The sequence below is a fragment of the Pseudomonas sp. TH32 genome, assembly GCF_016650855.1.
Lineage (GTDB): Bacteria > Pseudomonadota > Gammaproteobacteria > Pseudomonadales > Pseudomonadaceae > Aquipseudomonas.
In genome coordinates this window covers 1,505,552-1,529,899 of sequence record NZ_JAEKFA010000002.1, presented here as the reverse complement: position 1 = coordinate 1,529,899, position 24,348 = coordinate 1,505,552, and the positions used below count along the sequence as shown (strand labels likewise).

Genomic DNA, 24,348 nt, shown 5'->3' with positions numbered 1-24,348 from the left:
GGTTTAAACGCTGAGGGCAGCGCGCAATTGCGCTTCGAGCAAGGCGGCGTCCAGTTCCTGGCCGATCAGCACCAGGTGCGTGGCGCGCGGCTCATCGGCGCGCCAGGTGCGGTCGAAGTGCTTGTCGAAACGCGTGCCCACGCCCTGGATCAGCAGGCGCATCGGTTTGTTCGGGATCGCCGCGAAACCCTTGACCCGCAGGATGCCGTGCTGGACCACCAGTTGGGTCAGGGCGTCGAGCAGCAGGCTTTCGTCAGCCTGGGGCAGTTCGATGGAAATCGAATCGAAGGCGTCGTGGTCGTGGTCGTGGTCGTCTTCACCTTCGTGGTGATGATCATGGTGGCTGTGGCGACCGTCGATGTGCTCTTCGGAGCCGGCGCCCAAGCCGATCAGCACGTCCAGCGGCAGGCGACCGCTGCTGGCTTCGATGATTTTTACCGCGGGCGGCAGTTCTTCAGCCACTTCCAGGCGCACACGGGCCAGGTCTTCAGGGCTGATCAGGTCGCACTTGTTGAGGATCACCAGGTCGGCGCTGGCCAGTTGGTCGGCGAACAGCTCGTGCAGTGGGGATTCGTGGTCCAGGTTCGGGTCGAGTTTGCGCTGGGCGTCAACCTGGTCCGGGAAAGCGGCGAAAGTGCCAGCGGCCACGGCCGGGCTGTCGACCACGGTGATCACCGCGTCAACGGTGCAGGCACTGCGGATTTCCGGCCACTGGAAGGCCTGGACCAACGGTTTTGGCAGGGCCAGGCCTGAAGTTTCGATGAGGATATGGTCGAGGTCGCCGCGACGGGCCACCAGTTCGCGCATCACCGGGAAGAACTCTTCCTGGACGGTGCAGCACAGGCAGCCGTTGGCCAGCTCGTAGACGCGGCCGTTGGCTTCTTCTTCGGTGCAGCCGATGGAGCATTGCTTGAGGATTTCACCGTCAATGCCCAGCTCGCCGAACTCGTTGACGATCACCGCAATGCGGCGCCCCTGGGCGTTGTCCAGCATGTGGCGCAGCAAGGTGGTCTTGCCCGAGCCGAGAAAGCCGGTAACGATGGTGACGGGGAGTTTGGCCAGTGTTTTCATCGGATGCCCTTTGGGGCGGGCATACGGGACGAGTGGCCCTGCGCGGGTGCGCAGAAGCAGAATTCGCCACCGGATCACCCCGCCCGGTTGAAGTAGAAAATCGGTTGCGAGGCAGGTCTCCTGGCTTGGGGCTTGCCGACGGTGTGGCCGGCGCTGGCTGCGCCTTCCCGCCTTGTTCAGGCAGTGGCGTGGCAGTCAGATAAACCCTTTACAGTTGCGGGGGCAGCCGCGGCATCGACCGCGTTCCCTTCTTAGCTTCGGCCTGGGCCGAAGAACCTCGAACGTGCAAGGCTACGCAGTGCGCGGGGACGGGTCAATGTCCGAGCGCTTGGCGCGAAGCAGCGCCAGGCGCTCCAGCATGCCCTCGCTCGCTGCCGGCCCGGCTTGCACGCTGCATTGTTCAACGGGCACGCGCGCGCCGCTAGCGGCTTCCACCACCGCCACTTCCACTGGGCGCCGGGTTTCCCGGTCGACCAACTGCAAGCTTTCACCTTCGGTGGCGAAGTGGCGGTTGCCCCAGCCGATAAATGCCATGATCACCACCCGGAAATCCTCGCCCACCGGCGTCGGCACGTACTCGAAACGCGGCGGCCGCTCGCTGTATTGCCGGCGCTCCAGCAGGCCGGCGTCCACCAGGCTGTTAAGCCGGCGCGTGAGCATATTGGGGGCAATCTCCAGGCTCTGGGAGAACTCGTCAAAGCGCCGCAAGCCTTGCAGCGCATCGCGCATGATCAGGATGCTCCACCACTCGCCTACCCTTTCCACTCCACGGGCTACCGGGCATTCGGCATTTACCAGCGACTTACGTTGCATTGCAGTTCCTCTGTGGGGCGGCCCCGAAAATTTCCGCTATCCGGTGTTACTTTCATAATGATAGTTTCGTCGCAGCATTGCTACCAAACTGAAATTGCGGAGCTAAGCGATCATGAATAAGCGAATTGTTGTGACCGGCATGGGTGCAGTCACCCCGCTGGCAACCGGCGTGGAACAGACCTGGAAACGCCTGTTGGCAGGTGAATCCGGGATCCGCAGGCTACCCGAGGCCTTGGTCGGTGACTTGGCAATCAGCATTGGCGGCCAGGTGCTGGGCCGGGATCAGGACCCGCACGCCGGGTTTGACCCCGACAGCGTGATCGCCGCCAAAGAGCAACGCAAGATGGATCGGTTCATCGTGTTCGCCCTCGCCGCTGCGCAGGAAGCCCTGGCGCAGGCGGGCTGGGCGCCGCAAACCGCCTCCCAGCAAGAACGCACCGCGACAATTATTGCTTCCGGCGTCGGCGGGTTCCCGGCGATTGCGGAGGCGGTGCGCACCGCTGACAGCAAAGGGCCGCGCCGCCTGTCGCCGTTCACAATCCCGTCATTCCTCGGCAACATGGCCGCCGGGCATGTGTCGATCCAGCATCAGCTGAAAGGCCCGCTTGGCTCCCCCGTCACCGCGTGCGCCGCCGGCGTACAAGCCATTGGTGATGCCGCGCGCATGATCCGCGCCGGCGAAATCGACATCGCCGTGTGTGGCGGCGCCGAAGCCTGCATCCACCGCGTCAGCCTGGGCGGCTTTGCTGCGGCGCGGGCGCTGTCCAGCGATTACAACGACACGCCGGCGCTCGCTTCCCGCCCATTTGATCAAGGCCGCGACGGGTTTGTAATGGGCGAAGGTGCCGGGTTACTGGTGATCGAAGAGCTGGAGCATGCGCTGGCCCGGGGCGCGACGCCGATTGCGGAGTTGGTGGGATACGGCACCAGTGCCGATGCCTATCACATGACTTCAGGGCCCGAAGACGGCTCCGGCGCACGTCGTGCAATGGAGTTGGCGATTGCCCAAGCGGGGATCACCCCGGCACAGATCCAGCATTTGAACGCCCATGCCACCTCCACACCGGTCGGCGACAACGGTGAGCTGGCGGCGATCAATACGCTGTTCGGCGCCGATTCGAGTGTCGCTATCAGTGCCACAAAATCGGCGACCGGCCATCTGTTGGGCGCTGCGGGCGGGATTGAAGCGATTTTCACCGTGCTTGCCCTGCGTGACCAGATAGCCCCGGCCACCCTCAACCTGGACAACCCGGACCCGGCCGCCGCCGGGCTGAATCTGGTGCGTGGCCAGGCCCGGCCGCTGCCGATTGAATACGCGATTTCCAACGGGTTCGGGTTTGGTGGCGTGAATGCCAGTGTGCTGTTCAAGCGCTGGCAGTAAACCGGCGATTTGACGCCCATCGCCCGCCCATGCTCTCCTACACATCTTGTTTCGGGTGCCCTTCACAGGGTGAAACGGGAAACCGGTGAGTCATGTGCCTTTACTCAAGGGCGTGACGAGTCCGGTGCTGCCCCCGCAACGGTAAGCGAGTGAAACATCAAATCCACTGTGCCTGTACGGCATGGGAAGGTGATGTTTTTAAGGCCCAGGCCCCTCGCAAGCCCGGAGACCGGCCCGAAAAAATCAGATAACAAACCCGCGGTGGGCGGGCGCTGTTCAGAACCCTGCGTGCCTGGCTCGCGGGGTTTTCATGCGCTCGTGTCACCCTGAAACCCAGAAGGGACGCGCCATGTCGATCATCAGCAGCACTGCCTCTACCGCCAGCACCACTGCCACTTTGAGCCAACGCCTGACCGCCGCCATCGGTGCGTCGATTCTTGGCGCGTGCCTGGTGTATTTCGCCGGTTTCTCGCACATCGAAGCGGTGCACAACGCCGCCCACGATACCCGCCACAGCGCCGCGTTCCCGTGCCACTGAGACCTGCCGACATGATCAAGCGTATTGCTCAAACCGCAGGTTTCACCGGGCTTCTGGCCGCCTTGTTGCTGACGTTGCTGCAAAGCTTTTGGGTTGCCCCGCTGATTTTGCAGGCGGAAACCTACGAAAACGCCCCGGCCGCTACCGAAGTGCATGAACACGCCGGCGCTGCCGCTCACACCCACGACGCAGAAGCCTGGGAGCCGGAAGACGGCTGGCAGCGCGTGCTGTCCACCACGGGCGGCAATTTGGTGGTCGCGGTAGGTTTTGCCCTGATGCTTGCCGGCCTGTACACCCTGCGTGCCCCGACCCGCACGGCTCAAGGCCTGCTTTGGGGCCTGGCCGGTTACGCCACGTTCGTGCTCGCGCCAACCCTCGGTTTGCCGCCTGAATTGCCGGGGACCGCTGCGGCAGACCTGGCACAACGGCAAATCTGGTGGATCGGCACTGCGGCCTCCACCGCGGCCGGTATCGCGCTGATCGTGTTCGGTCGCAACTGGCTGCTGAAAGTGCTGGGCGTGGCGATCCTGGCGGTGCCCCACGTGATCGGCGCGCCACAGCCGGAAGTCCACTCGATGCTGGCGCCGCAAGCCCTGGAAGCTCAGTTCAAGATTGCCTCGCAACTGACCAACGTGGCCTTCTGGCTGGCGCTGGGCTTGATCAGTGCATGGTTGTTCCGCCGTAACCGTGATGATCAGTACGCGGCATGATCCTGGCAGTTGGCCTGGGTTGCCAGCGGGGTTGTCCTGTCGACGCCCTGCTCGACCTGTTCAATGCCGCCCTTGCCGAGGGTGGCATTGAGCGCCAGCAAATTACCGCGCTGGCCAGTCTTGATCGCAAGCAGGATGAGCCGGGGCTGCTCGCACTGGCCCAGGCACTGGAACTGCCTTTGACGTTTTTCAATGCGGCGCAACTGGTGCCTTACGAAGATCGATTGAGCCATAAGTCAGAGACTGTTTTTGCCCATACCGGCTGCTACGGCATCGCCGAAAGTGCTGCCTTGGCGTTGGCTGAACAGCTGACCCGACGCCCCGCCACCTTATTGGTCTCCCGCCAAAAAACCGCCCAAGCCACCTTTGCATTGGCTTGCGCCGGCTGAATTCCCGATAATCATCAGCTTCCATCATGAGCCATCTTCATCTGAAGCCCTGCTCGCGTGCTTTTTTTCCACAGGAACGTATCCATGACTGTCTTTTTCATCGGCGCAGGCCCAGGCGACCCGGAACTGATTACCGTCAAGGGCCAGCGGCTGATTCGCAGTTGCCCGGTGATCATCTATGCCGGCTCGCTGGTTCCGGCGGCGGTGCTTGAGGGCCATCAGGCGGAAGTCGTGGTCAACAGCGCTGAATTGCATCTGGAGCAGATCATCGAGCTGATCAAGACCGCCCACGGGAAAGGCCAGGATGTGGCGCGGGTGCATTCCGGAGACCCCAGCCTGTACGGGGCAATTGGCGAGCAGATTCGTTTGTTGCGGGAACTGGGGATTCCATTCCAGATCATTCCCGGCGTTACCGCCGTAGCGGCCTGTGCGGCGCTGCTGGAGGCTGAACTGACGCTGCCAGACATCGCTCAAAGCGTGATCCTGACCCGTTATGCCGACAAGACCGCGATGCCCGAGGGTGAGGCGTTCAGCAGCCTGGCGCAGCACGGGACGACGATGGCGATTCACCTGGGGGTGAATCATCTGGAGAAGATCGTGGCCGAATTGTTGCCTCACTATGGCGCGGACTGCCCGATTGCCGTGGTGCATCGGGCGACCTGGCCGGATCAGGATTGGGCAGTCGGCACCCTGGCCGATATTGCCGGGAAAGTCGCGGCCAAGGGCTTTCGGCGTACGGCGCTGATTCTGGTAGGCCGGGTGCTGGCCAGTGACAGCTTCAGCGAGTCATCGCTGTATCGCGCCGGCCATGCCCACCTCTACCGCCCCTGAATGAACATAGAACCCAATGTGGGAGCAAGCCCGCTCCCACACGTGATCTTCTTTGTTAAGAAGATTATGTAACTAACTGAATAACAAACATAAAAAAACGGCGCTCACGGGGCGCCGTTTTTTATGACCGCAGTGAACACCTTACTTAGTAGTAGGCGTTTTCTTTCTGCGTATGGTCAGTCACATCACGCACGCCCTTAAGCTCCGGAACGCGCTCCAGCAAGGTGCGCTCGATGCCTTCACGCAAGGTCACATCTGCCTGGCCGCAGCCCTGGCAACCGCCACCAAACTTCAGCACGGCAATCCCGTCATCCACCACATCGATCAGGCTTACCTGACCGCCGTGGCTGGCCAGCCCCGGGTTGATCTCGGTTTGCAGGTAGTAGTTGATGCGCTCGTTGATCGGGCTGTCCGCATTAACATTCGGTACCTTGGCGTTCGGCGCCTTGATGGTCAGTTGGCCACCCATGCGATCAGTGGCGTAATCCACCACGGCATCGTCAAGAAACGCTTCACTGAACGCATCGATATACGCCGTGAAGCTTTTCAGCCCCAGCGCCGTATCTTCAGGTTTTTCTTCACCCGGCTTGCAGTAGGCAATGCACGTCTCGGCGTACTGGGTGCCGGGCTGGGTGATAAAGACGCGGATGCCGATACCCGGGGTGTTCTGCTTCGACAGCAGGTCAGCCAGGTAATCGTGGGCGGCGTCGGTAATGGTTATGGCAGTCATGGAAACTCCTCACAGGCTTGCCGGCAGTTTACGCCAAATTATTACCGAGGTACAAAGTCCTAGTAATTTTGTCGGAAAAGACTTTCGCCCCCGATCAAAGGTTTTCATAACGGTTCATGTCCAGCACACCCTCTTCCACCGGCGTGGTTTCGCGGATGTACTTCGACAGGTCGTGGAAATACTGCCAGAACAACGGGTGACTGCGACGGATGCCCCAGCGGTCGACAATCTTCTCGAAACGATTGGCGTCCTTGGCGTTCTCCAGGGCGGCGACAAACTCCGGCACTTGCTCGGCGGGAATGTTGAACATGAAGTTCGGGTAGCTGCTCAGCACCCCGGGATAGACGGTCACCGTGTCCAGGCCCGGCTGGTAGCGGTAAGCCTCACCGAGCATGAAAGCCACGTTGCTGTGGGCGCGGTTGCGCAACAGGCTATAGACCTCGCGTTTGCCGCTGCGGGTTTCGATGCGCAGCATCGTGGCTTCCGGCAACTGGTCGATCACCTTGAGCCCCGCCGCCGGGCGGTTGGTCAGGCGGCTCAGGGCCTGCTCGGCGTCCTGCAACGCCGGGTCGACGCCAGGGCGCGAGCAATAGGCGCTGACGCAGCGGTTGATCGGGTCCGGGCTGGCGTTCAGGTCGCCGTAACGGGCCAGCAACTGGTTGGCAAAGTCACGCTTGGGGTCTTTTTCATCGAGCTTGAGCCCCGTGGGCTTGTCATCGTCGATGGCCTCATAGTCCAGCCACAGCTTGACCTTGCCGCTGTTCTGGTACCAATCGTCGAGGAAGTCATCGCGGGAATCGGCCGGCATCAACCGCAGGAAGTTCTGCTCGGCGCCATTGCGGATCAGGTCGAAATACAGGCGCGTCTGGGCCTGATGGGAGACGTTGCCGAACACATCGAAATTCACCGCCAACTGGTAATAGGTGCGCTCCAGCAACGGATAGTCGAACAGCCACATCGTCTGCGGCACTTCGCCGATCAAGCCCTTGGTCACCGACGCACTGTCAAAGTGGCGGAAGATAGTCAGCAGCGCGTTGTCATTGCCGGCCCACAGGCTCGACCAGCTCGGCGGCGGCACGTCGGCATAGCTGTCCCGACGCAACGCCTCGTACTCATTACGCTTGTCGCGGTATTTGATCCAGAGGCTGAGCACGCTGCCCACATCATCAATTTGCCCCGGCATCGCCAGCAACGGCGTGGCCTGGCCGCGGTAACGGGCATCGGTGATGTACAGGTCGTGGTCGGGGTCCTGGAACAGGGTCCAGAAGTTGTCACGGATCACGTCCGTGGCGATTTGGCCCCGGCACACCGGCCCGCGAATAAAGGTGCGCACGAAGTATTCGGCGTTATCCAGCATGAACTGGTAGCGCGCCTTGGCCGGAATCGCCTCGAAGGTCTCGAACGGGTTGGCCCGGCGGCCCGGCCCGTAACCCGGCAACGCGTGCACCTGCCAGTCATCGGTATAGAACAGCGACTTGATCCGGGCCATTTTCTCGGCGCTGAACGGATAGGTGATGTGGGTCTTGTGCACGATCACGCCCTGCACTGGCCACAGGCGGTAGTAAATCTGGGTGCCGGGGTCGTCGTTGGGACGGCGGGTGTTGATCAGGTCGATCGGCTGGCCACTGGGCGTGCGCGAGCGTACCCACTGGAAGAAATGCCCCGGCTCGCCGCCTTCAAAGTAGATGTGGGCGAGGAACAGGTGCTCGAACAACCAGCGCGCGACCAGGCTTTCCCGGGCGCCGGGCTGGTTGAACAGGTTTTCCCACTGCTGTACTTGCAGGGCTTCCTGGGCACTCGGCGCCAGGCCTTGTTCGTCGATCGGCGCACCGGAGGCCAGCCAGCGCTGCAAGGTCTGGTACTGCTGGTCGGTCAGGCCGGTGACCGCCAGCGGCATGCCTTCTTTGGGGTGCGAACCGGCGTAGGCATTGAATTCGCCCGGCATCGGGCACGTGTTTTCGCGGTTCAGACCCAGCACAATGTCATCCGGCAGCTTGGCGTTGGGCTGCAACGGCGCGTTATGCCCCAGCTCCAGCATCCGTGCCATCAGTGCGGCCTGGCTGCCCTGGGCATCCAGCACCGAGTAGAAGCCCTTCTGCTGCCAGGCGGCCTTGCCGAAGGCGTCATAGAACAGGCGCGTAGGTTGGCTGGCCTGGCTGCGCTCGCCGTCGTACACCGGCACTTTGGTGGCGCCGCGGGCCGCGCCTTCGGCACTGCCCAGGTTGAGCTGGCAGGCCGAGTCATAACAGGCGTGGCAGGCCACGCATTTCTCGGTGAAGATTGGCTGGATATCACGGGTATAAGAGATCGCCGGGGCGGGACCTTCTGCCTGTGCGGTGAGAGCGAACAGCGCAAACGCGGCGCTGGCGATAAGGCGAAGTGACATGTTCCCGGTCCCGATTCAATGCGTACAGTGAAAAATCCGGCGATTCTACCGATGTAACATCCTCGACAACATGAGCGATATTCATGCAAAACCGGTGCATGCTCTAAAAGCGCACAGGTTTGCTATGATCTTCGCCCTCCGTGATACCTGACCAGAGTAGTCCCATGCCCGATCGTAGCGCTCGTCTGCAAGCCCTCCACCAAGCCCTCAAGGAACGCATCCTGATCCTCGACGGCGGCATGGGCACGATGATCCAGAGCTATAAGCTGGAAGAGCAAGACTACCGTGGCAAACGCTTCGCTGACTGGCCGAGCGACGTCAAGGGCAATAACGACCTGCTGGTGATCACCCGTCCGGACGTGATCGGCGGCATCGAAAAAGCCTACCTGGATGCCGGCGCCGACATCCTGGAAACCAACACCTTCAACGCCACGCGCATTTCCATGGCCGACTATGGCATGGAGGAGCTGGCCTACGAGTTAAACGTAGAAGGCGCACGCCTGGCACGCAAGATCGCCGACGCCAAGACCCTGGAAAACCCGGCCAAGCCGCGTTTCGTCGCCGGCGTGCTCGGCCCGACCAGCCGTACCTGCTCGCTGTCGCCCGATGTGAACAACCCCGGCTACCGCAACGTGACCTTCGATGAGCTGGTGGAAAACTACACCGAGGCCACCAAGGGCCTGATCGAGGGCGGCGCCGACCTGATCCTGATCGAGACCATCTTCGATACCCTCAACGCCAAGGCCGCGATCTTCGCTGTGCAGGGTGTGTTCGAAGAATTGAACGTCGAACTGCCGATCATGATCTCCGGCACCATTACCGACGCCTCCGGCCGTACGTTGTCGGGCCAGACCACCGAAGCCTTCTGGAACTCGGTCAGCCACGCCAAGCCGCTGTCTGTGGGCCTGAACTGCGCCCTGGGCGCCAGCGAGTTGCGCCCGTACCTGGAAGAGTTGTCGAACAAGGCCAACACCCACGTTTCCGCGCACCCGAACGCCGGCCTGCCCAACGAATTCGGCGAGTACGACGAACTGCCGTCGCAAACTGCCAAGGTCATCGAAGAGTTCGCCCAGAGCGGCTTCCTCAACATCGTCGGCGGCTGCTGCGGTACCACGCCGGGCCACATCGAAGCCATCGCCAAGGCCGTGGCCGGTTACGCCCCGCGTCCGATCCCGGACATCCCCAAGGCGTGCCGCCTGTCTGGCCTGGAACCGTTCACGATTGATCGCAGTTCGTTGTTCGTCAACGTCGGCGAGCGCACCAATATCACCGGTTCCGCCCGCTTCGCCCGCCTGATCCGCGAAGACAACTACACCGAAGCCCTGGAAGTCGCCCTGCAGCAGGTGGAAGCCGGCGCCCAGGTGATCGACATCAACATGGACGAAGGCATGCTGGATTCGAAGAAGGCCATGGTGACCTTCCTCAACCTGATTGCCGGCGAACCGGACATCTCCCGCGTACCGATCATGATCGACTCCTCCAAGTGGGAAGTGATCGAGGCCGGCCTGAAATGCATCCAGGGCAAGGGCATCGTCAACTCCATCAGCATGAAGGAAGGCGTCGAGCAGTTCATTCACCACGCCAAGCTGTGCAAGCGCTACGGCGCTGCAGTGGTGGTGATGGCCTTCGACGAAGCCGGCCAGGCCGACACCGAAGCGCGCAAGAAAGAGATCTGCAAGCGCTCCTACGACATCCTGGTGAACGAAGTCGGCTTCCCGCCGGAAGACATCATCTTCGACCCGAACATCTTCGCGGTGGCCACCGGTATCGAAGAGCACAACAACTACGCCGTCGACTTCATCAACGCTTGTGCCTACATCCGCGACGAGCTGCCGTATGCACTGACCTCGGGCGGCGTGTCCAACGTGTCGTTCTCGTTCCGGGGCAACAACCCGGTGCGCGAGGCGATCCACTCGGTGTTCCTGCTGTATGCAATCCGCAATGGCCTGAGCATGGGTATCGTCAACGCCGGCCAGCTGGAAATCTACGACCAGATCCCGGTTGAACTGCGCGACGCCGTGGAAGACGTGGTGCTCAACCGCACGCCGGAAGGCACCGACGCCCTCCTCGCCATCGCCGACAAGTACAAGGGCGACGGCAGCGTCAAGGAAGCCGAGACCGAAGAGTGGCGTGGCTGGCCCGTGAACAAGCGCCTGGAACACGCGCTGGTCAAGGGCATCACCACCCACATCGTCGAAGACACCGAAGAATCCCGGCAGTCGTTCGCGCGCCCGATCGAGGTGATCGAAGGCCCGCTGATGTCCGGCATGAACATCGTCGGTGACCTGTTCGGCGCCGGCAAAATGTTCCTGCCCCAGGTGGTGAAATCCGCCCGGGTGATGAAGCAGGCCGTGGCCCACTTGATCCCGTTCATCGAGCTGGAAAAAGGCGACAAGCCGGAAGCCAAGGGCAAGATCCTGATGGCCACCGTCAAGGGCGACGTGCACGACATCGGCAAGAACATCGTCGGCGTGGTGCTGGGTTGCAACGGCTATGACATTGTCGACCTGGGCGTAATGGTGCCGGCCGAGAAGATCCTGCAAGTGGCCAAGGAACAGAAGTGCGACATCATCGGCCTGTCCGGCCTGATCACCCCGTCCCTGGACGAGATGGTGCACGTCGCCCGTGAGATGCAGCGCCAGGACTTCCACCTGCCGCTGATGATCGGTGGCGCCACCACCTCCAAGGCCCACACGGCGGTGAAGATCGAACCGAAGTACAGCAATGACGCCGTGATCTACGTCACCGACGCCTCCCGCGCCGTGGGCGTGGCCACCCAGTTGTTGTCCAAGGAATTGAAGGCCGGTTTTGTCGAGAAAACCCGCCTGGAATACATTGACGTGCGCGAGCGCACCTCCAACCGCAGCGCCCGCACCGAGCGACTGAGCTACCCGGCGGCGATTGCCAAGAAGCCGCAGTTCGACTGGAGCACGTACACGCCGGTCAAGCCGACTTTTACCGGTTCCAAAGTGCTGGACAATATCGACCTCAAGGTGCTGGCCGAGTATATCGACTGGACGCCGTTCTTTATCTCCTGGGACCTGGCCGGCAAGTTCCCGCGCATCCTTGAAGACGAAGTGGTCGGTGAAGCCGCCACCGCGCTGTACGCCGATGCCCAGGAAATGCTCAAGAAGCTGATCGACGAAAAGCTCATCAGCGCCCGCGCCGTGTTCGGCTTCTGGCCGACCAACCAGGTGCAGGAGGATGACCTGGAAGTCTACGGCGACGATGGCCAGCCGATTGCCAAGCTGCACCACCTGCGCCAGCAGATCATCAAGACCGACGGCAAGCCCAATTTCTCCCTGGCCGACTTCGTGGCGCCCAGGGACAGCGGCGTGACCGACTACATCGGTGGTTTCATCACCACCGCCGGCATCGGCGCCGAAGAAGTCGCCAAGGCCTACCAGGACGCTGGCGACGACTACAACTCGATCATGGTCAAGGCCCTGGCCGACCGCCTGGCCGAAGCCTGCGCCGAGTGGCTGCACCAGCAGGTGCGTAAAGAGCACTGGGGCTACGCCAAGGACGAGCAACTGGATAACGAAGCACTGATCAAGGAACAGTACAGCGGCATCCGCCCTGCTCCAGGCTACCCGGCGTGCCCGGATCACACCGAGAAGGCCCAGTTGTTCCAACTGCTGGACCCTGAAGCCCGCGAAATGCAGGCCGGCCGCAGCGGCGTGTTCCTCACCGAGCACTACGCGATGTTCCCGGCAGCGGCGGTCAGCGGCTGGTACTTCGCCCACCCGCAGGCGCAGTACTTCGCCGTGGGCAAGATCGACAAGGACCAGGTGGCGAGCTACACCGCGCGCAAGGATCAGGACTTGAGTGTGACCGAGCGCTGGCTGGCGCCAAACCTGGGTTACGACAACTGATCGATGCCGGAGCCAGTCTCGGACCGGCTCCGGCTTTCTTTACAGATTGAGCGCCGCGCGTTCGATTGCGCAAAGCCGTATGGCCAGCGCCGCCTGTTCAGCTTTGTACTGCGTGTCCAGTGCCGAAATCTCTTCCAGGTAGCCCGGGGTGATCTCGGAATGCCGCGTCTCCAGTGCGTCCAGGCGGACCTGCCGTTGCTGGGTCAAGGCGGAGAATTCAGCCGGGTAACGCCGCTTCAGGTAATCCACCCAGTACTCACGACCCACCAACTTCTCGACAAAGGCCGGTTGGGCCTCCTTGGCGATGATCGATGCATAAGCCGCATCGATATCGGCGTCGGAGACCCGGGATAGGTTGCGGTAGATCATGGTGGATGGCTGGCGAGGCAACGCCAGGCGCTGGGCCAGCCCGATACGGTAGGCCAGGCGAATCTCTGCCGGGTCGATACCCGGTCGCCGCAGGATCGCGGCTTCGGCCACGGCCTCCACTTCTTCCAGGCGGATGATGCCGGTGGCCAGCTTCAGCAACGCCGGGCCTTCCTGGCCCTCGGTACCGCTGTGGAGTGCCTTGAACTCATAGACCCGAACCTCCAGGTCGCTGAACAACAGGATCCAGCCATCACCACAGGTGACGCGGGAGATTGAGGCATGAGCCCTCACAAACAGGGTTGCCTGCAATTGCGGGTACTGGTCGGCAGCTTCCAGCACCTCCCAGACCCGACGGCTCAGCTCCGCTTTGTCCTGGACAAAGTCCTTGGCATGCCGCAATTGGGCCACAATGTAGAAAAAATCCCGGCTCTGCTCGTTCGCCTTGAGGTTTTCCCATACACGGTGCCGGGATGAGCCGTCGGGTATGCCGGCAAACCATTGCGCTTTCTGTTCGGCCTCCGTCAGTAATTCAGGGTGGGCCTCATCTTCGCTGCTGCCGGACTCCTCCGTTGTGGCGTAGCCCTCCAGCAGGCGGTCGATATCATTCTGGGAGAAGCCCAAACCATTGCCGGTTCGTGCCTGATATTCGCGCAACGCCTCCAGTTCCTGCTCGAGCAGCAGGTTGTCGGACAGATCAGTGTTTCGCATCAGCACCTCGTGCTCGTCATCCAGTGCCCCAAGTGGAATGGTTTCAATCTGGTTATTGCTCAGGTCAAGATTGCTCAGGTTACGCGCGTGCAACACCCCGGCCGGCCAGTCTTCGAGGATGTTGGCGTGCACATCCAGATGCCGCAGGTTGGGCAAGGCGCGGATGTCCAGGTTCGCCAGCGTGTTTTCACTCAGGTCCAGCCATTCAAGTGCCGGCCAGTGCGCCAGGCATTGCTCCAGCCCAGTGCTGTCGCGCAGATCGTTGTAAGCCGCTTCGAATCGAGTCAGCGCGCTGAACTCGTCGAGGGCTTCGGGCAAGCGGCTCAAACCGTTGTGGTTGAGTACCAGGCTGCGGGCCTGGGCAAATGCACGCAAAAACCCGTTGGAACCTTGTTCGGTGAGCCTGACCGCGTTCAAGTTCAATTCGGTGACGTGATTGAACTGCCTGGGCACCGCAGGTAGCTCCCCCAGATACAGCCCGGATAAGTCCAACCGGTGTCGACCATCGATCGCTGGCTTCCCGGGGTCGGCACGCAGGTTGTGCCGCCAGCTGTCCAGAATCCGGTCGGCCGCACGCCGACGGTCAATGGCGCTGATCCAGCCACCGTCCTCGCGGTAACCGCGAACGTCGATCCATTCGTTCAACATCATCACCAGTGCCTTGTGCTGCTGCGTCCACTGCCGCAGGCGCGCTTCGATATCCAGCGCCCCCAGGCCGCTTTCGCGCAAGCCATCGATCAGGCTCACCGCGCCACTGTCGCTCAGCTGGGGTGCCAGGCGGCGCAAGCGCTGCGCCGCAGTCAGCCGCGATTCAGCGCCCGCCGGGTCCAACGCCAGCGCAATCAACATGTCGGGGTCTTCCGACACTTCAAGAGGGAAATACTCCGGCTCACCGCCGGTCGAGCCTTCGGCCAGACCGGCCTTGGGAATGCCCATGGGACTGTCCAGGTAGGCGGCCTGAGCAAAGGCCTGTTGTGTCGAAACCAGATGCAGAGGATCGTCTCGATACAGGCGCCGGGAGAATTGCTCGATGTCGGCGCAGGCTTGCAGCGTCAGCGGACAACCCCGCAGGTTAGTCCTCAACATCAGCAGGTCGTGGCCGCTCAGGGCCTGCGGCGGAATGCGCGTGATCGCGCTGTGATTGAGCTTCAATTCACCCAGCTGCGGCAGTTCGAGAACGCCGGTCGGCCACTCACGCAGCGCGGTATGGCTCAGGTCCAGCTTTTGCAGTTTCGACAACATCCGCACATCCAGAACGCCCAGGCGGTTGAACGACATTGTCAGTTGCTGCAACTGCGTCATGGCGTTGAGTTGATGCTGGATGGCGGGCGTCACCGTCAGTTGGTTGCGGGACAGATCGAGGAACTGCAGGGCCTGCAGGTCGCTGAACGCCCTCGGTAATGTTGAAAGCTTGTTGCCGCTCAGCCCCAGGCGGCGCAGATTGGGCACCTTGCCCAACACGCTTTCCAGCGCCGGCAACGACAGACGGGCGCTGGCCAGTTGCAATTGGCTCACATGGGTAAAACCCTGTGCCGGAAGTTCGGGCAAATCACCCAGCATGCCGCCCGACAGGTCCAGGCTCACTGCGCTTTCCACCCGTGAAGAAGGTCCTGCTACTGCCGCACCCCCGCCATAGCGCTGCTCCAGACCCGCGCGCCAGCAGTCCAGAATACTTCTGGCCGCACGCTGACGATAAAAGACATCGACCAATTTCCCGCCTACCCGAAGCTCACGGGCCTGCCAGCTCTCCAGCTCTGCCGTCAAAACCCGGTGTTCTTCATGCAGGGTGTTGACCCGCACTACCTGTTCACGCGCGGACAGTCCCAGCCGGGTGAATTCGGCCAACGCATTTCGGGCGAACGCCGAATCCCCGGCGTTCAAGTTGGCCAGGCTGCCGGCGCAATACGTTTGTACCAGTTGCGCTTCGTCCATCAGGTGCGCCGCGTTACCGTGCACGTGGTCAAACACCGCCATAAATGCGGAGGGCTCGAAGGCCGACCATTTCATGGTCAAACCACGCCACACCCGCTCATGCCCGGCGAACAACTGCGGCGTAACGGTATTGATCCGTGTACCGGACAGGTTCAAGGCTTCCAGGTGTTCGAGGGCCAGCACGCCGGTCGGCCATTCGGCCAGAGAGCCGGAGACGCTGAGACTGCGCAGGTTTTTCAGGCCGCTGACGTCCAGGGCAGGAAGGTCGCCCGCCAGGCTCAAACGTTCAAGTTGCACCCGTTGGTTGAGGCCCTGGATAAACTCGGGCGTATAGCTCAACTGATACCCATCAATGGCCAACTCGGTCACGCCGGGTAACGCGCCCAGGCCATCGGCGATGGCGTTCAACTCGGCCTGCTCAACATAAAGGTCCACACGTTTGACATTGGGAAATTGCCGGAACAGCGCCGCCCGTGTCTGGCCGGCTACTGCCGCGCCAGACAATTTCAACCCACGTACGTGCGAGAAGTCGGCAACAAGCAGCGGTAACTCACTGATTTCCATCAGGTCCAGATAGGCATGCGCGTCAACCCCGCGAACCAGGCCTTATCGCCAGCCACCGATCAAAACGTCGGCTATGCGCTGGCGACCGGGGTTGCCTTGCGCCCACCCGTCCAGGATTGCCTTCAGCCCGTCCAGCTCGCGCTGGCGCGTGGCCAACAGATGCAGAACCTGCTGCTGCGTCTCGCCGCTGGCCAGCCGCATCAGCACAAAACGCTCGGCCTCTTCCTCGGAGAAGTTCGGATAAATGGCCCGCAGCCGGGTGGTCAGTGACGTCTCATGGGCAAAGCCATCACCTCGCCCACTCAGCGCGTATCCCACCGGCCCGGTCGTCGGTGCCATAGCGGGTCGGGAACGCGGCACGCGCTGCTTCAAAATGGCCGCCATGGCGTCGCGATGGGTCGTCGCATAGCGCGCCAGGGCCTGCTGCAGCTCGGCATCCTGGGTGACGGACGGCAGGCCCAATGACTGTCGCGCCTGATCGGGCAAGGCCTGCATGATCGACTCAAAGAAGTTGCGACCGTCGGGCGTGAGGCTGTTGAGGCTTTGACCCCGCTCGTCGAAGGCCTGATAGATATCGCCGGTCTTGACCAGGTATTTGCGTTCGACGGCATTTTGCGGGCCGATACTGTCGATCAGCGGGCCGGTGACGCTTTCGCCGCGCACTTCCAGGCGCAAAGTCGCAGGCCAGCCCGGCAACTGTTCCAGGCTATGCAACGCCAGGCGCTCGCTGTCGGCCGAGGCGATGGTCAGGCGATGCAGGCCGGTGATTGCCCGGCTCAGCCGCCCTTGTTGAGCGCGGATACGTGCAAGGTTATCCAGGCCTGCCGGGACCCGACCGGTGCGGGCCAATTCCGCGCGCTGGCGAACACTTGCCCGCGCCAGCACTTCACTGACTGCCCCACGGGGCAACGAGGCGAAGCGCTGCTCAAGCACCTGGGACACCACCTGTTTGGGCTCGCCGGAGAGATACAGGCTGTCGACCAGCGCCGGTTTGCGCTTCTGCGCAAAGTCCACCAGCCGGGTACGGAACACGTACTCCTGATCACCTTGTGCATGAGCCCCCAACAGGTCACTGCTGCCCTGCTCGCCCAGTTCGGCCAGCACTTGGCGAGGCAACTTGCCCGCCAGCATCTCGCCACGGGTGATTTTGATCGTGGCACGCATATCTGCGGCCGATAACGGTTTGCCATAGCGGCGAGACACGCCCCAGGGTTCCGGCCCCTGGAACAATTCCAGCACCCGTCCGGCGGGCCAGTTCGGCATTTGCACCAGCAACGGCAAAGCGTATTCATAACGGTCATCGATGCCGACACCGGTACGCCATTGTTCGATCACTTCGCTGGCGCCCCGGTCAGCGCGGAATTGGCGCAGGGTATCGGCCAGCAACGACGGCACCGGGCGGCCGTCCATGTGCACCTTGCGCAGTACATCATCTGGCACCGCGCTGATATCGCCGATGGTGTTCAGGGTCTCATCGGAAAACCCCTCGGCCTCGTGACCCAGGCGGCGCAGCAGCGTCGTGCGATTCCACAGCAGCGGGTTTTCATGGGTGTGGCGCCATGCCCCGGCATTGTTGTGCTCAAGGATGGGTTGGTAGGCATCGGGATTGGAGGGGTGTTTGAGCCGCCATTTGCCCTGGCGCGTATCAAAGCCCTTTTCAAACAGGTCCTCGCCCAGGCGTACGTAAATCTTGCCACCAGTCTCATACTGGCCTTGTGCGTTAGGCCGCAGGCTGGGGGCAGTACCACTTCGCTGCGATAAGGGGTCAGGTCCGGTTTCCACAGCCGGGCTTCACCGTTGGGCAACTTGACCGGCACCATCCCATCGACCCATTTGGACACCTGAATCACCGGTGCCTTGCCCGCCATCACACCGGCAACGCCCAAACTTGCCATAAAGGCAACGTTCAGCGCCACCGACTCCAAATGCCCCAAGGCCCCATCCATGTCGCCCTGTTGCCAGGATTCGATGCCGTGGTAGACCTCCATCCCCAGTTGAACGGCGGTCACCGCCATCATCAACTCGCCCACCCCAGGCACGACAAACGCCGCCACATTCAGCACATTCATGCCGATACTCAGCCAATAGTCGAGACGCTCCCTGGCGGCCTGGCGATCGGCTTCGGCCGTGGGTACTGCCACCGTCAGCGCGTTGTCTTTCAAGCGCTGCACATGCAGATCGTAAAGGGCGCCGAAGGGCTCGCCGATGACGGGTGTGTCGCGCAGGTTCAGATCGATATTCTCGTCGTACACCTGCTCGCGCAGCCCTTGGTTGTTCCATTTGTGGGTGTACAACTTGGCGTTCAAACGCTGCAAAAACTCCGCCGCCTTGTTCTGCGGCAGCAGGCTGGCGAACAGCTTCTGATAGGACGGTGCGCGCAAGTTGATCGCCAGGTCCTGGTTGAATTGCGCAATCGAATCGTATTCCTTGAGCGGGTACAGCGGCGCCCCTGGGATCCATACCACAAAGCGCCCGACCGGTACCTTGGGGGTCAACCAGTCGATCGCGCCCGGGAGCGGAAAGACCCAGTCGAACACCGTACGGCCCTGGGGTTTGAAGCCCGGGCCGATCAAGACGATTTCGCCAAGGGGCATACCGAAGATCGACAAGCGGCTGTAGGCCAATGGCTTGCCCTCCAGCGTGGCGTAGGGGGTGCCGGACAGGACAGCCAGCAGCGCCCGATAGAACGGTTGAGTGATTTCATTCTTCATGCGGGCGGCGTGTACCCGCACCGCCAATAGGTCTTTTTGCGCGGCAATCATCTGTGCCCGCACCGTTGCGGCTCGGTCAGGCGCCTCGAACACCTGTTTCAAGTGGTCCTGATATTGCCGCCCCAGATCCAGCGTGCGGCACAGCTGCGAGAAATCCTGTGGGGAAAGCGACAGTTTTTCGGTGTAGCGATAAGTCGCCGACCAGCCTCCTGCTGCGCGGTCGAACGCTCCATACTCAGTGACCAGCGCATCGATGGGTGCCAAGGCACTGGTTTCACCCAGCGACGTCTGGGAAAAGTCCTCATTGCCTTCGAAGTTCAACAACGCCGCCTGCAACAAGGTGTGTTGCTCCGTCGCCATGCGGTAGCGCAGGTAGAACAGCGCATTTTTATTCACATCCAGGGTCTGCCTCAAACGCTTCTTCAAGGCCTCGACCAGCAGCGGCTCGGCAAACTCACTCACCCCTTTTAATGTCGCCAGGGTCCTGGCCAGACGCTCTCGGGAGGTGCGACTGCTTGCCTGACTGGCGCTGAGGGCGCGCTGCAGTTCGCCGCTGGCGCTGATCAGCCATTGCGGTAGCGGGCCTGACGGGGAATGACCGGGAAACACTGCGGGCTTGAGGCGTTGAATATCGGTGAGCGTACTGTGAGCAATCCACGCCGGGAGGCTGGCTCTGATCTGTTTCGTATGCAAACCGTCGTCTGCGCGAGGGGGTATGGCTGGCATGTAGTGACTCCTGATGATGCGAGTTAAGGAGTCTCAGTACATCCAGTGCAGCGCCCTGCCAGGCAGTAGATAGCTATGGGGCCGCGTTTTACTGCAAGTTGACTATCCTTTGGGGAACATTGGGCTTATCCCGCCGTCGAGGACCACATGGACGACTCCAACAACAAGCCACCGACGTTCTGGCAAATGCTCCACAGCGTCATGGCCGCCGCCTTCGGCGTGCAAAGCGGCAAGAACCGCGCCCGCGACTTTACCCACGGCAAGCCCAGTCATTTTGTGGTGCTGGGCATTCTGTTCACCGCCGTCTTCGCCTTGACCCTGTTTGGCATCGTCAAGCTGGTGCTGCACCTGGCCGGGGTTTGAGCCCGGTCAGTGCATCAGCAATTGCAGGCTGAACGGGTAACGGTAGGTGGCTGGTTTGCCCAGGGCCGACAGCGCACGAAAATCCACACCGTAGTCCTCGCGCCCCTGCAACTGCAAAAGGCGCGTGGCGTGTGGTGGGTCAATCATTCGAAAGAGCCCGAGCTTGCGCTCACGCCCGCCGTACTGCGCCATGTCCAGCCCACGGGCATCGTCATGCAGCACCACCATCGCCCAGCCGCCGAGGGTAAAGTGCCCGGCCACCAGCACACTCAGGCGTCCGTCAAGGCGCGCCTGCAACGCTTCAGGCGAGCTGTTGACCGCGCTGAATAACACATCCCTGCCCGGCGCTCGCCCGGCCTCCTTGAGTGCGTCCATCGCCCCCAGTGCCATTTCATCATTGGCCGACCACACCAACGCTGTCTGCGGGTAACGTTTGAAGAGCTGCGTGGCCTGGTCAAAGGCCCGCTGGCGGCTCCACTCGCCATACACCAATTGGCGCAGGCGCACCTGCGGATGGTCGGCCAGGGCGCGTTGCAAACCCCGTTCACGCAGTTGAGCGGCAGGTGTGGTCTTGGCGCCGGAGAACGCAATCAGGTCAAGGGTCTGGCCAGGGGCGACAGGCCCATGCAGGCGCAACAGCTGCGTGAGCATCAGGTAGCCCGCCTCCTCGTCGTCGGCGACCATGCTGCCGATCCAGTTGGGGTACTTGCCCGCGCCGAGCAATTGGGTCTGATCGGCCGTCAGCGCATTATTGACGATCAGCAGCTTGACCCCACTGCCCTCGGACAGGCGCAGGATCTGCGGGGCGATGTATTGCTCGTTGACCAGCACCAGGTAGTCCGGCCGCTGACTGCCCTGCAACGCCTCGCGGGCTTGGGAAAGGGTGGTCTCGGGGTTGCGCTCGGAATAGCGCACACGCAAATCCAGGCCGAGGTCCCTGGCGGCGGCCTGCATGAATTGCGCGTAGCTGACCCAGAAGGTCTCGGTCGAATTGCCAGGGTTGAGAAACACCACCGACGTCGCCTGGGCAATGGCCCAGAACGGCATGCTCAGCACCAGCAAGCACTTGCAGAGAACCTTCAACATCGTTGCCTGAGCCCCTCGGAATGACAGCCCATGATAATGGCATCGGGCCGGTCAATCTCGGTTAATTGCCGATTGTCGGACAATCCAGCTCGGGTAACACCCCTTTATTGATGGCTGACCCAGAACACGGCAGTGGAAACCACCAGGATAATCAGGAACAAAATGGCCCAGGCATCGACACTGCTGTCACTTTTGCGGGCTTTGGTCGGATTGCTCATAGCATCGCCTCTTGTCGGTTTTATAGGTGATTGCACAAAGACACGAGCACAGTAAAGTTCATGATTGCCCGCATGACAAATGTGGGTATCGCGATAACGGTTCTCATTAGGCGTTTTGGTTATTTGCATATACTCAAACATCACTTTTGCGCATAAACGCAAACTGGTATCGTGCGCCGGCTCCGTTGGGAGTGCGCGGCCGTGCGCGCAGATTTGCCGAGAACAGGACCTATATGTACGTATACGACGAATACGATCAGCGCATCATCGAGGACCGCGTCAAGCAGTTCCGTGATCAGACCCGACGCTATCTGGCAGGTGAACTGAGCGAAGAAGAGTTCCGCCCTCTGCGCCTGCAAAATGGCCTTTATGTTCAGCGCTTTGCGCCGATGCTGCGGGTTGCCGTGCCTTATGGCCAACTGACTTCCCGTCAGACGCGCATGATGGCCAAGATTGCCCGCGACTTCGACAAAGGCTACGCCCACATCAGTACCCGCCAGAACGTCCAGTTCAACTGGCCGGCCCTGGAAGACGTGCCGGACATCCTGGCTGAATTGGCCACCGTGCAGATGCACGCCATTCAGACCAGCGGTAACTGCCTGCGCAACGTGACCACCGACCAATTCGCCGGCGTTGCCGCTGACGAACTGATCGACCCGCGCCCGTGGTGTGAAATCGTCCGTCAATGGACCACCTTCCACCCGGAATTCGCCTACCTGCCGCGCAAGTTCAAGATCGCCATCAATGGCTCGACCTCGGACCGCGCCGCCATCGAAGTGCACGACATCGGCCTGGAGCCGGTGCATAACGCCGCTGGCGAACTGGGCTTCCGTGTGCTCGTCGGCGGTGGCCTTGGCCGTACGCCGGTGGTCGGTGCCTTCATCAACGAATTCCTGCCGTGGCAGGACCTGTTGAGCTACCTCGACGCGATCCTGCGGGTGTACAACCGCTATGGCCGTCGTGACAACAAGTACAAGGCCCGGATCAAGATCCTGGTAAAAGCGCTGACCCCTGAGGTGTTCGCCCAGAAAGTCGACGCCGAGATGGAACACCTGCGCGGCGGCCAGACCACCCTGACCGACGCCGAAGTGCATCGCGTCGCCAAGCATTTCGTCGACCCGGACTACAAGGCGCTGAGCAATCAGGACGCCGAGTTGGCCGAACTCGACCAGCAGCACCCAGGTTTTGCCCGCTGGCGCACCCGCAACACCCTGGCCCACAAAAAGCCGGGCTATGTGGCCGTGACCCTGTCGTTGAAACCTACCGGCGTTGCACCGGGTGACATCACCGACAAGCAGCTGGACGGCGTCGCCGACCTGGCCGAGCGCTACAGCTTCGGCCAACTGCGCACCTCCCACGAGCAGAACATCATCCTCGCCGACGTTGAACAGTCTCAACTGTTCACCCTGTGGGGCGAGCTGCGCGAGCAGGGTTTTGCCACGCCGAACATCGGCCTGCTGACCGACATCATCTGCTGCCCGGGTGGCGACTTCTGCTCCCTGGCCAACGCCAAGTCGATCCCGATTGCCGAGTCGATCCAGCGCCGTTTCGACGACCTGGACTACCTGTTCGACATCGGCGAGCTGGACCTGAACATCTCCGGTTGCATGAACGCCTGTGGTCACCACCACGTCGGCCACATCGGCATCCTGGGCGTGGACAAGAAAGGCGAAGAATTCTACCAAGTGTCCCTGGGTGGCAGCGCCAGCCGCGATGCGAGCCTGGGCAAGATCCTCGGCCCGTCCTTCGCCCAGGAAGCCATGCCTGACGTGATCGGCAAGCTGATCGACGTGTACGTTGAACAGCGCACCGAAGATGAGCGTTTCATCGACACCTACCAGCGCATCGGCATTGACCTGTTCAAGGAGCGCGTCTATGCAGCGAATCATTAAGAACAACGAAGTCGTCGACGAAACCTGGCACCTGCTGCCCAAGGATGCGAGTTTCGATGGCATCTCCAACTGCGACGACCTGATCGTGCCGCTGGCCCTGTGGCGCGAGCACGCTCACGCCCTGAAAGCCCGCGACGGCGGCCTGGGCGTGTGGCTGGATGCCGATGAAGAAGCCGAAGAGATCGGTGATGACGTGGAGCATTTCCAGGTGATCGCCCTGAACTTCCCGGCCTTCACCGACGGTCGCAACTACTCCAACGCCCGCCTGCTGCGTGACCGCTACGGTTACAAGGCCGAGCTGCGGGCAATTGGCGACGTGCTGCGCGACCAACTGTTCTACCTGCGCCGCTGCGGGTTCGATGCCTTCGCCTTGCGCGCCGACAAAGACCCGTACGAAGCGCTGGAAAGCCTCAAGGATTTCTCGGTGACGTACCAGGCTGCAACGGATGAACCGTTGCCGTTGTTCCGCCGCCGGTAACCGCTGGAAGCCGTCTGAATACCCCTCATTGAGGGGTATTTTTTTGCCCGGGTTTTCTATTCGCTCTCCAGACTGAGCGTGACCAGCGCATCGTCGTTGAGGTCGGCGGCAAACTTGCCCATCAGCCGCACCAGGTGATCAATATCCTGCTGCTCCCAGTTGGCGAAGATAGCCATGCCCATGCGGGTCCGCGCCTCATCCACCCGATCCGTCATCGCCTTGCCCTCTGGGGTGATAACCGACTCGCGCACCCGGCGGTCCTTGGCGCTTTCCTGGCGGTCGACCAGGCCAAGGCTTTCCAGCTTCGCCACTTGGCGACTGACCGTGGTGTAGTCGCGCCCCACGCGGTCGGCCAACTCCACAACGCCAATCGGCCCCAACCGCTCCACCAGCACCACCAGCGGAAACAGGGCCCGATCGAGGGCTATCCCGGCCTCGCGGACCATCACTTCGTCGCGCTGGGGGCGGTTCATCGCCCCGACAATTTCAATCAGCGCCCCGTGAAGCTCGCGAATCTGACGACCAATAGGTGTATTTTGCACACTTTCTGTTGACACGGATTTTTCCTTGCTCAAAT

At 61.8% G+C, this 24,348-nt stretch carries 18 protein-coding genes and 2 riboswitches; of the genes, 9 read left to right on the top strand and 9 right to left on the bottom strand.

Annotated elements, in window-relative coordinates; translation table 11 throughout:
- Nucleotides 1-3 precede the first annotated feature (3 nt).
- Together cobW and JFV30_RS10645 are read right to left on the bottom strand one after the other, a co-directional pair.
- Nucleotides 4-1,071, bottom strand: coding sequence for a cobalamin biosynthesis protein CobW (gene cobW, locus JFV30_RS10650; RefSeq protein ID WP_201123569.1), 1,068 nt, complete (start codon nt 1,069-1,071; stop codon nt 4-6).
- A 93-nt stretch (nt 1,072-1,164) separates the two neighbouring features.
- Nucleotides 1,165-1,366, bottom strand: a riboswitch (cobalamin riboswitch).
- Nucleotides 1,363-1,884 (bottom strand): winged helix-turn-helix transcriptional regulator, encoded by a 522-nt coding sequence (locus JFV30_RS10645; RefSeq protein ID WP_201123567.1) that lies wholly within the window; start codon nt 1,882-1,884, stop codon nt 1,363-1,365. (Overlaps the previous riboswitch by 4 nt.)
- Before the next feature lie 112 nt (nt 1,885-1,996).
- On the opposite strand from JFV30_RS10645, the gene fabF reads away from it, so the two are divergent.
- The 5 genes from fabF (at nt 1,997) to cobM (ending at nt 5,733) form a co-directional block, all read left to right on the top strand.
- Nucleotides 1,997-3,265 (top strand): beta-ketoacyl-ACP synthase II, encoded by a 1,269-nt coding sequence (gene fabF / locus JFV30_RS10640; RefSeq protein ID WP_201123565.1) that lies wholly within the window; start codon nt 1,997-1,999, stop codon nt 3,263-3,265.
- Nucleotides 3,266-3,301: 36 nt separating this feature from the next.
- A riboswitch (cobalamin riboswitch) is annotated at nt 3,302-3,517 on the top strand.
- Nucleotides 3,518-3,614: 97 nt separating this feature from the next.
- Nucleotides 3,615-3,803, top strand: a complete 189-nt coding sequence (locus tag JFV30_RS10635; protein WP_003217883.1) for a CbtB domain-containing protein — start codon at nt 3,615-3,617, stop codon at nt 3,801-3,803.
- A gap of 11 nt (nt 3,804-3,814) precedes the next feature.
- A complete protein-coding gene (locus tag JFV30_RS10630; RefSeq protein ID WP_201123562.1) occupies nt 3,815-4,513 on the top strand; it encodes a CbtA family protein in 699 nt (232 codons plus the stop codon).
- Nucleotides 4,510-4,902, top strand: a complete 393-nt coding sequence (locus JFV30_RS10625; RefSeq protein WP_201123560.1) for a cobalamin biosynthesis protein — start codon at nt 4,510-4,512, stop codon at nt 4,900-4,902. Before JFV30_RS10630 ends, JFV30_RS10625 begins: the two co-directional genes overlap by 4 nt.
- A gap of 84 nt (nt 4,903-4,986) precedes the next feature.
- Complete coding sequence (cobM, locus tag JFV30_RS10620) at nt 4,987-5,733, top strand: precorrin-4 C(11)-methyltransferase (protein WP_201123558.1); 747 nt, start codon at nt 4,987-4,989, stop codon at nt 5,731-5,733.
- A gap of 145 nt (nt 5,734-5,878) precedes the next feature.
- Here the strand turns inward: cobM and nfuA are convergent, their stop codons facing one another.
- Together nfuA and JFV30_RS10610 are read right to left on the bottom strand one after the other, a co-directional pair.
- Nucleotides 5,879-6,463 carry a Fe-S biogenesis protein NfuA gene (nfuA, locus tag JFV30_RS10615; RefSeq protein WP_003210817.1) on the bottom strand — a complete coding sequence of 195 codons (585 nt, stop codon included), beginning with the start codon at nt 6,461-6,463 and terminating at the stop codon, nt 5,879-5,881.
- Between the two features lie 94 nt (nt 6,464-6,557).
- Complete coding sequence (locus JFV30_RS10610; protein WP_201123556.1) at nt 6,558-8,849, bottom strand: fatty acid cis/trans isomerase; 2,292 nt, start codon at nt 8,847-8,849, stop codon at nt 6,558-6,560.
- A gap of 164 nt (nt 8,850-9,013) precedes the next feature.
- On the opposite strand from JFV30_RS10610, the gene metH reads away from it, so the two are divergent.
- Nucleotides 9,014-12,724, top strand: coding sequence for a methionine synthase (gene metH / locus JFV30_RS10605; RefSeq protein ID WP_201123554.1), 3,711 nt, complete (start codon nt 9,014-9,016; stop codon nt 12,722-12,724).
- A 39-nt stretch (nt 12,725-12,763) separates the two neighbouring features.
- Here the strand turns inward: metH and JFV30_RS10600 are convergent, their stop codons facing one another.
- From JFV30_RS10600 to JFV30_RS10590, 3 genes are read right to left on the bottom strand one after another with little or no spacing between them, the layout of a single operon-like run.
- Nucleotides 12,764-16,297, bottom strand: coding sequence for an NEL-type E3 ubiquitin ligase domain-containing protein (locus JFV30_RS10600; protein ID WP_201123552.1), 3,534 nt, complete (start codon nt 16,295-16,297; stop codon nt 12,764-12,766).
- A gap of 42 nt (nt 16,298-16,339) precedes the next feature.
- Complete coding sequence (locus tag JFV30_RS10595; RefSeq protein WP_201123550.1) at nt 16,340-17,737, bottom strand: hypothetical protein; 1,398 nt, start codon at nt 17,735-17,737, stop codon at nt 16,340-16,342.
- Nucleotides 17,738-17,760: 23 nt separating this feature from the next.
- On the bottom strand, nt 17,761-19,734 hold the full coding sequence (locus JFV30_RS10590) for a dermonecrotic toxin domain-containing protein (RefSeq protein WP_201123548.1): 1,974 nt from the start codon (nt 19,732-19,734) through the stop codon (nt 17,761-17,763).
- Nucleotides 19,735-19,881: 147 nt separating this feature from the next.
- On the opposite strand from JFV30_RS10590, the gene JFV30_RS10585 reads away from it, so the two are divergent.
- A complete protein-coding gene (locus JFV30_RS10585; RefSeq protein ID WP_177088140.1) occupies nt 19,882-20,097 on the top strand; it encodes a DUF2970 domain-containing protein in 216 nt (71 codons plus the stop codon).
- A 6-nt stretch (nt 20,098-20,103) separates the two neighbouring features.
- On the opposite strand, the gene JFV30_RS10580 is transcribed toward JFV30_RS10585, so the two are convergent.
- A complete protein-coding gene (locus JFV30_RS10580) occupies nt 20,104-21,183 on the bottom strand; it encodes an ABC transporter substrate-binding protein (RefSeq protein ID WP_201123546.1) in 1,080 nt (359 codons plus the stop codon).
- A 451-nt stretch (nt 21,184-21,634) separates the two neighbouring features.
- Between JFV30_RS10580 and JFV30_RS10575 the strand changes: the two genes are divergently transcribed.
- Nucleotides 21,635-23,293 (top strand): nitrite/sulfite reductase, encoded by a 1,659-nt coding sequence (locus JFV30_RS10575; protein WP_010173011.1) that lies wholly within the window; start codon nt 21,635-21,637, stop codon nt 23,291-23,293.
- Nucleotides 23,277-23,771 (top strand): DUF934 domain-containing protein, encoded by a 495-nt coding sequence (locus JFV30_RS10570; RefSeq protein WP_010173013.1) that lies wholly within the window; start codon nt 23,277-23,279, stop codon nt 23,769-23,771. The genes JFV30_RS10575 and JFV30_RS10570 overlap by 17 nt, the downstream gene beginning before the upstream one ends.
- Nucleotides 23,772-23,827: 56 nt before the next feature.
- On the opposite strand, the gene JFV30_RS10565 is transcribed toward JFV30_RS10570, so the two are convergent.
- Nucleotides 23,828-24,328, bottom strand: a complete 501-nt coding sequence (locus JFV30_RS10565; RefSeq protein ID WP_275964343.1) for a MarR family winged helix-turn-helix transcriptional regulator — start codon at nt 24,326-24,328, stop codon at nt 23,828-23,830.
- Nucleotides 24,329-24,348 lie beyond the last annotated feature (20 nt).

Bases quoted from the DNA above. Each gene is read 5' to 3' on its own strand.
- cobW (WP_201123569.1), bottom strand. From the start codon at position 1,071: ATGAAAACACTGGCCAAACTCCCCGTCACCATCGTTACCGGCTTTCTC.
- JFV30_RS10645 (WP_201123567.1), bottom strand. From the start codon at position 1,884: ATGCAACGTAAGTCGCTGGTAAATGCCGAATGCCCGGTAGCCCGTGGA.
- fabF (WP_201123565.1), top strand. From the start codon at position 1,997: ATGAATAAGCGAATTGTTGTGACCGGCATGGGTGCAGTCACCCCGCTG.
- JFV30_RS10635 (WP_003217883.1), top strand. From the start codon at position 3,615: ATGTCGATCATCAGCAGCACTGCCTCTACCGCCAGCACCACTGCCACT.
- JFV30_RS10630 (WP_201123562.1), top strand. From the start codon at position 3,815: ATGATCAAGCGTATTGCTCAAACCGCAGGTTTCACCGGGCTTCTGGCC.
- JFV30_RS10625 (WP_201123560.1), top strand. From the start codon at position 4,510: ATGATCCTGGCAGTTGGCCTGGGTTGCCAGCGGGGTTGTCCTGTCGAC.
- cobM (WP_201123558.1), top strand. From the start codon at position 4,987: ATGACTGTCTTTTTCATCGGCGCAGGCCCAGGCGACCCGGAACTGATT.
- nfuA (WP_003210817.1), bottom strand. From the start codon at position 6,463: ATGACTGCCATAACCATTACCGACGCCGCCCACGATTACCTGGCTGAC.
- JFV30_RS10610 (WP_201123556.1), bottom strand. From the start codon at position 8,849: ATGTCACTTCGCCTTATCGCCAGCGCCGCGTTTGCGCTGTTCGCTCTC.
- metH (WP_201123554.1), top strand. From the start codon at position 9,014: ATGCCCGATCGTAGCGCTCGTCTGCAAGCCCTCCACCAAGCCCTCAAG.
- JFV30_RS10600 (WP_201123552.1), bottom strand. From the start codon at position 16,297: ATGGAAATCAGTGAGTTACCGCTGCTTGTTGCCGACTTCTCGCACGTA.
- JFV30_RS10590 (WP_201123548.1), bottom strand. From the start codon at position 19,734: ATGCCAGCCATACCCCCTCGCGCAGACGACGGTTTGCATACGAAACAG.
- JFV30_RS10585 (WP_177088140.1), top strand. From the start codon at position 19,882: ATGGACGACTCCAACAACAAGCCACCGACGTTCTGGCAAATGCTCCAC.
- JFV30_RS10580 (WP_201123546.1), bottom strand. From the start codon at position 21,183: ATGTTGAAGGTTCTCTGCAAGTGCTTGCTGGTGCTGAGCATGCCGTTC.
- JFV30_RS10575 (WP_010173011.1), top strand. From the start codon at position 21,635: ATGTACGTATACGACGAATACGATCAGCGCATCATCGAGGACCGCGTC.
- JFV30_RS10570 (WP_010173013.1), top strand. From the start codon at position 23,277: ATGCAGCGAATCATTAAGAACAACGAAGTCGTCGACGAAACCTGGCAC.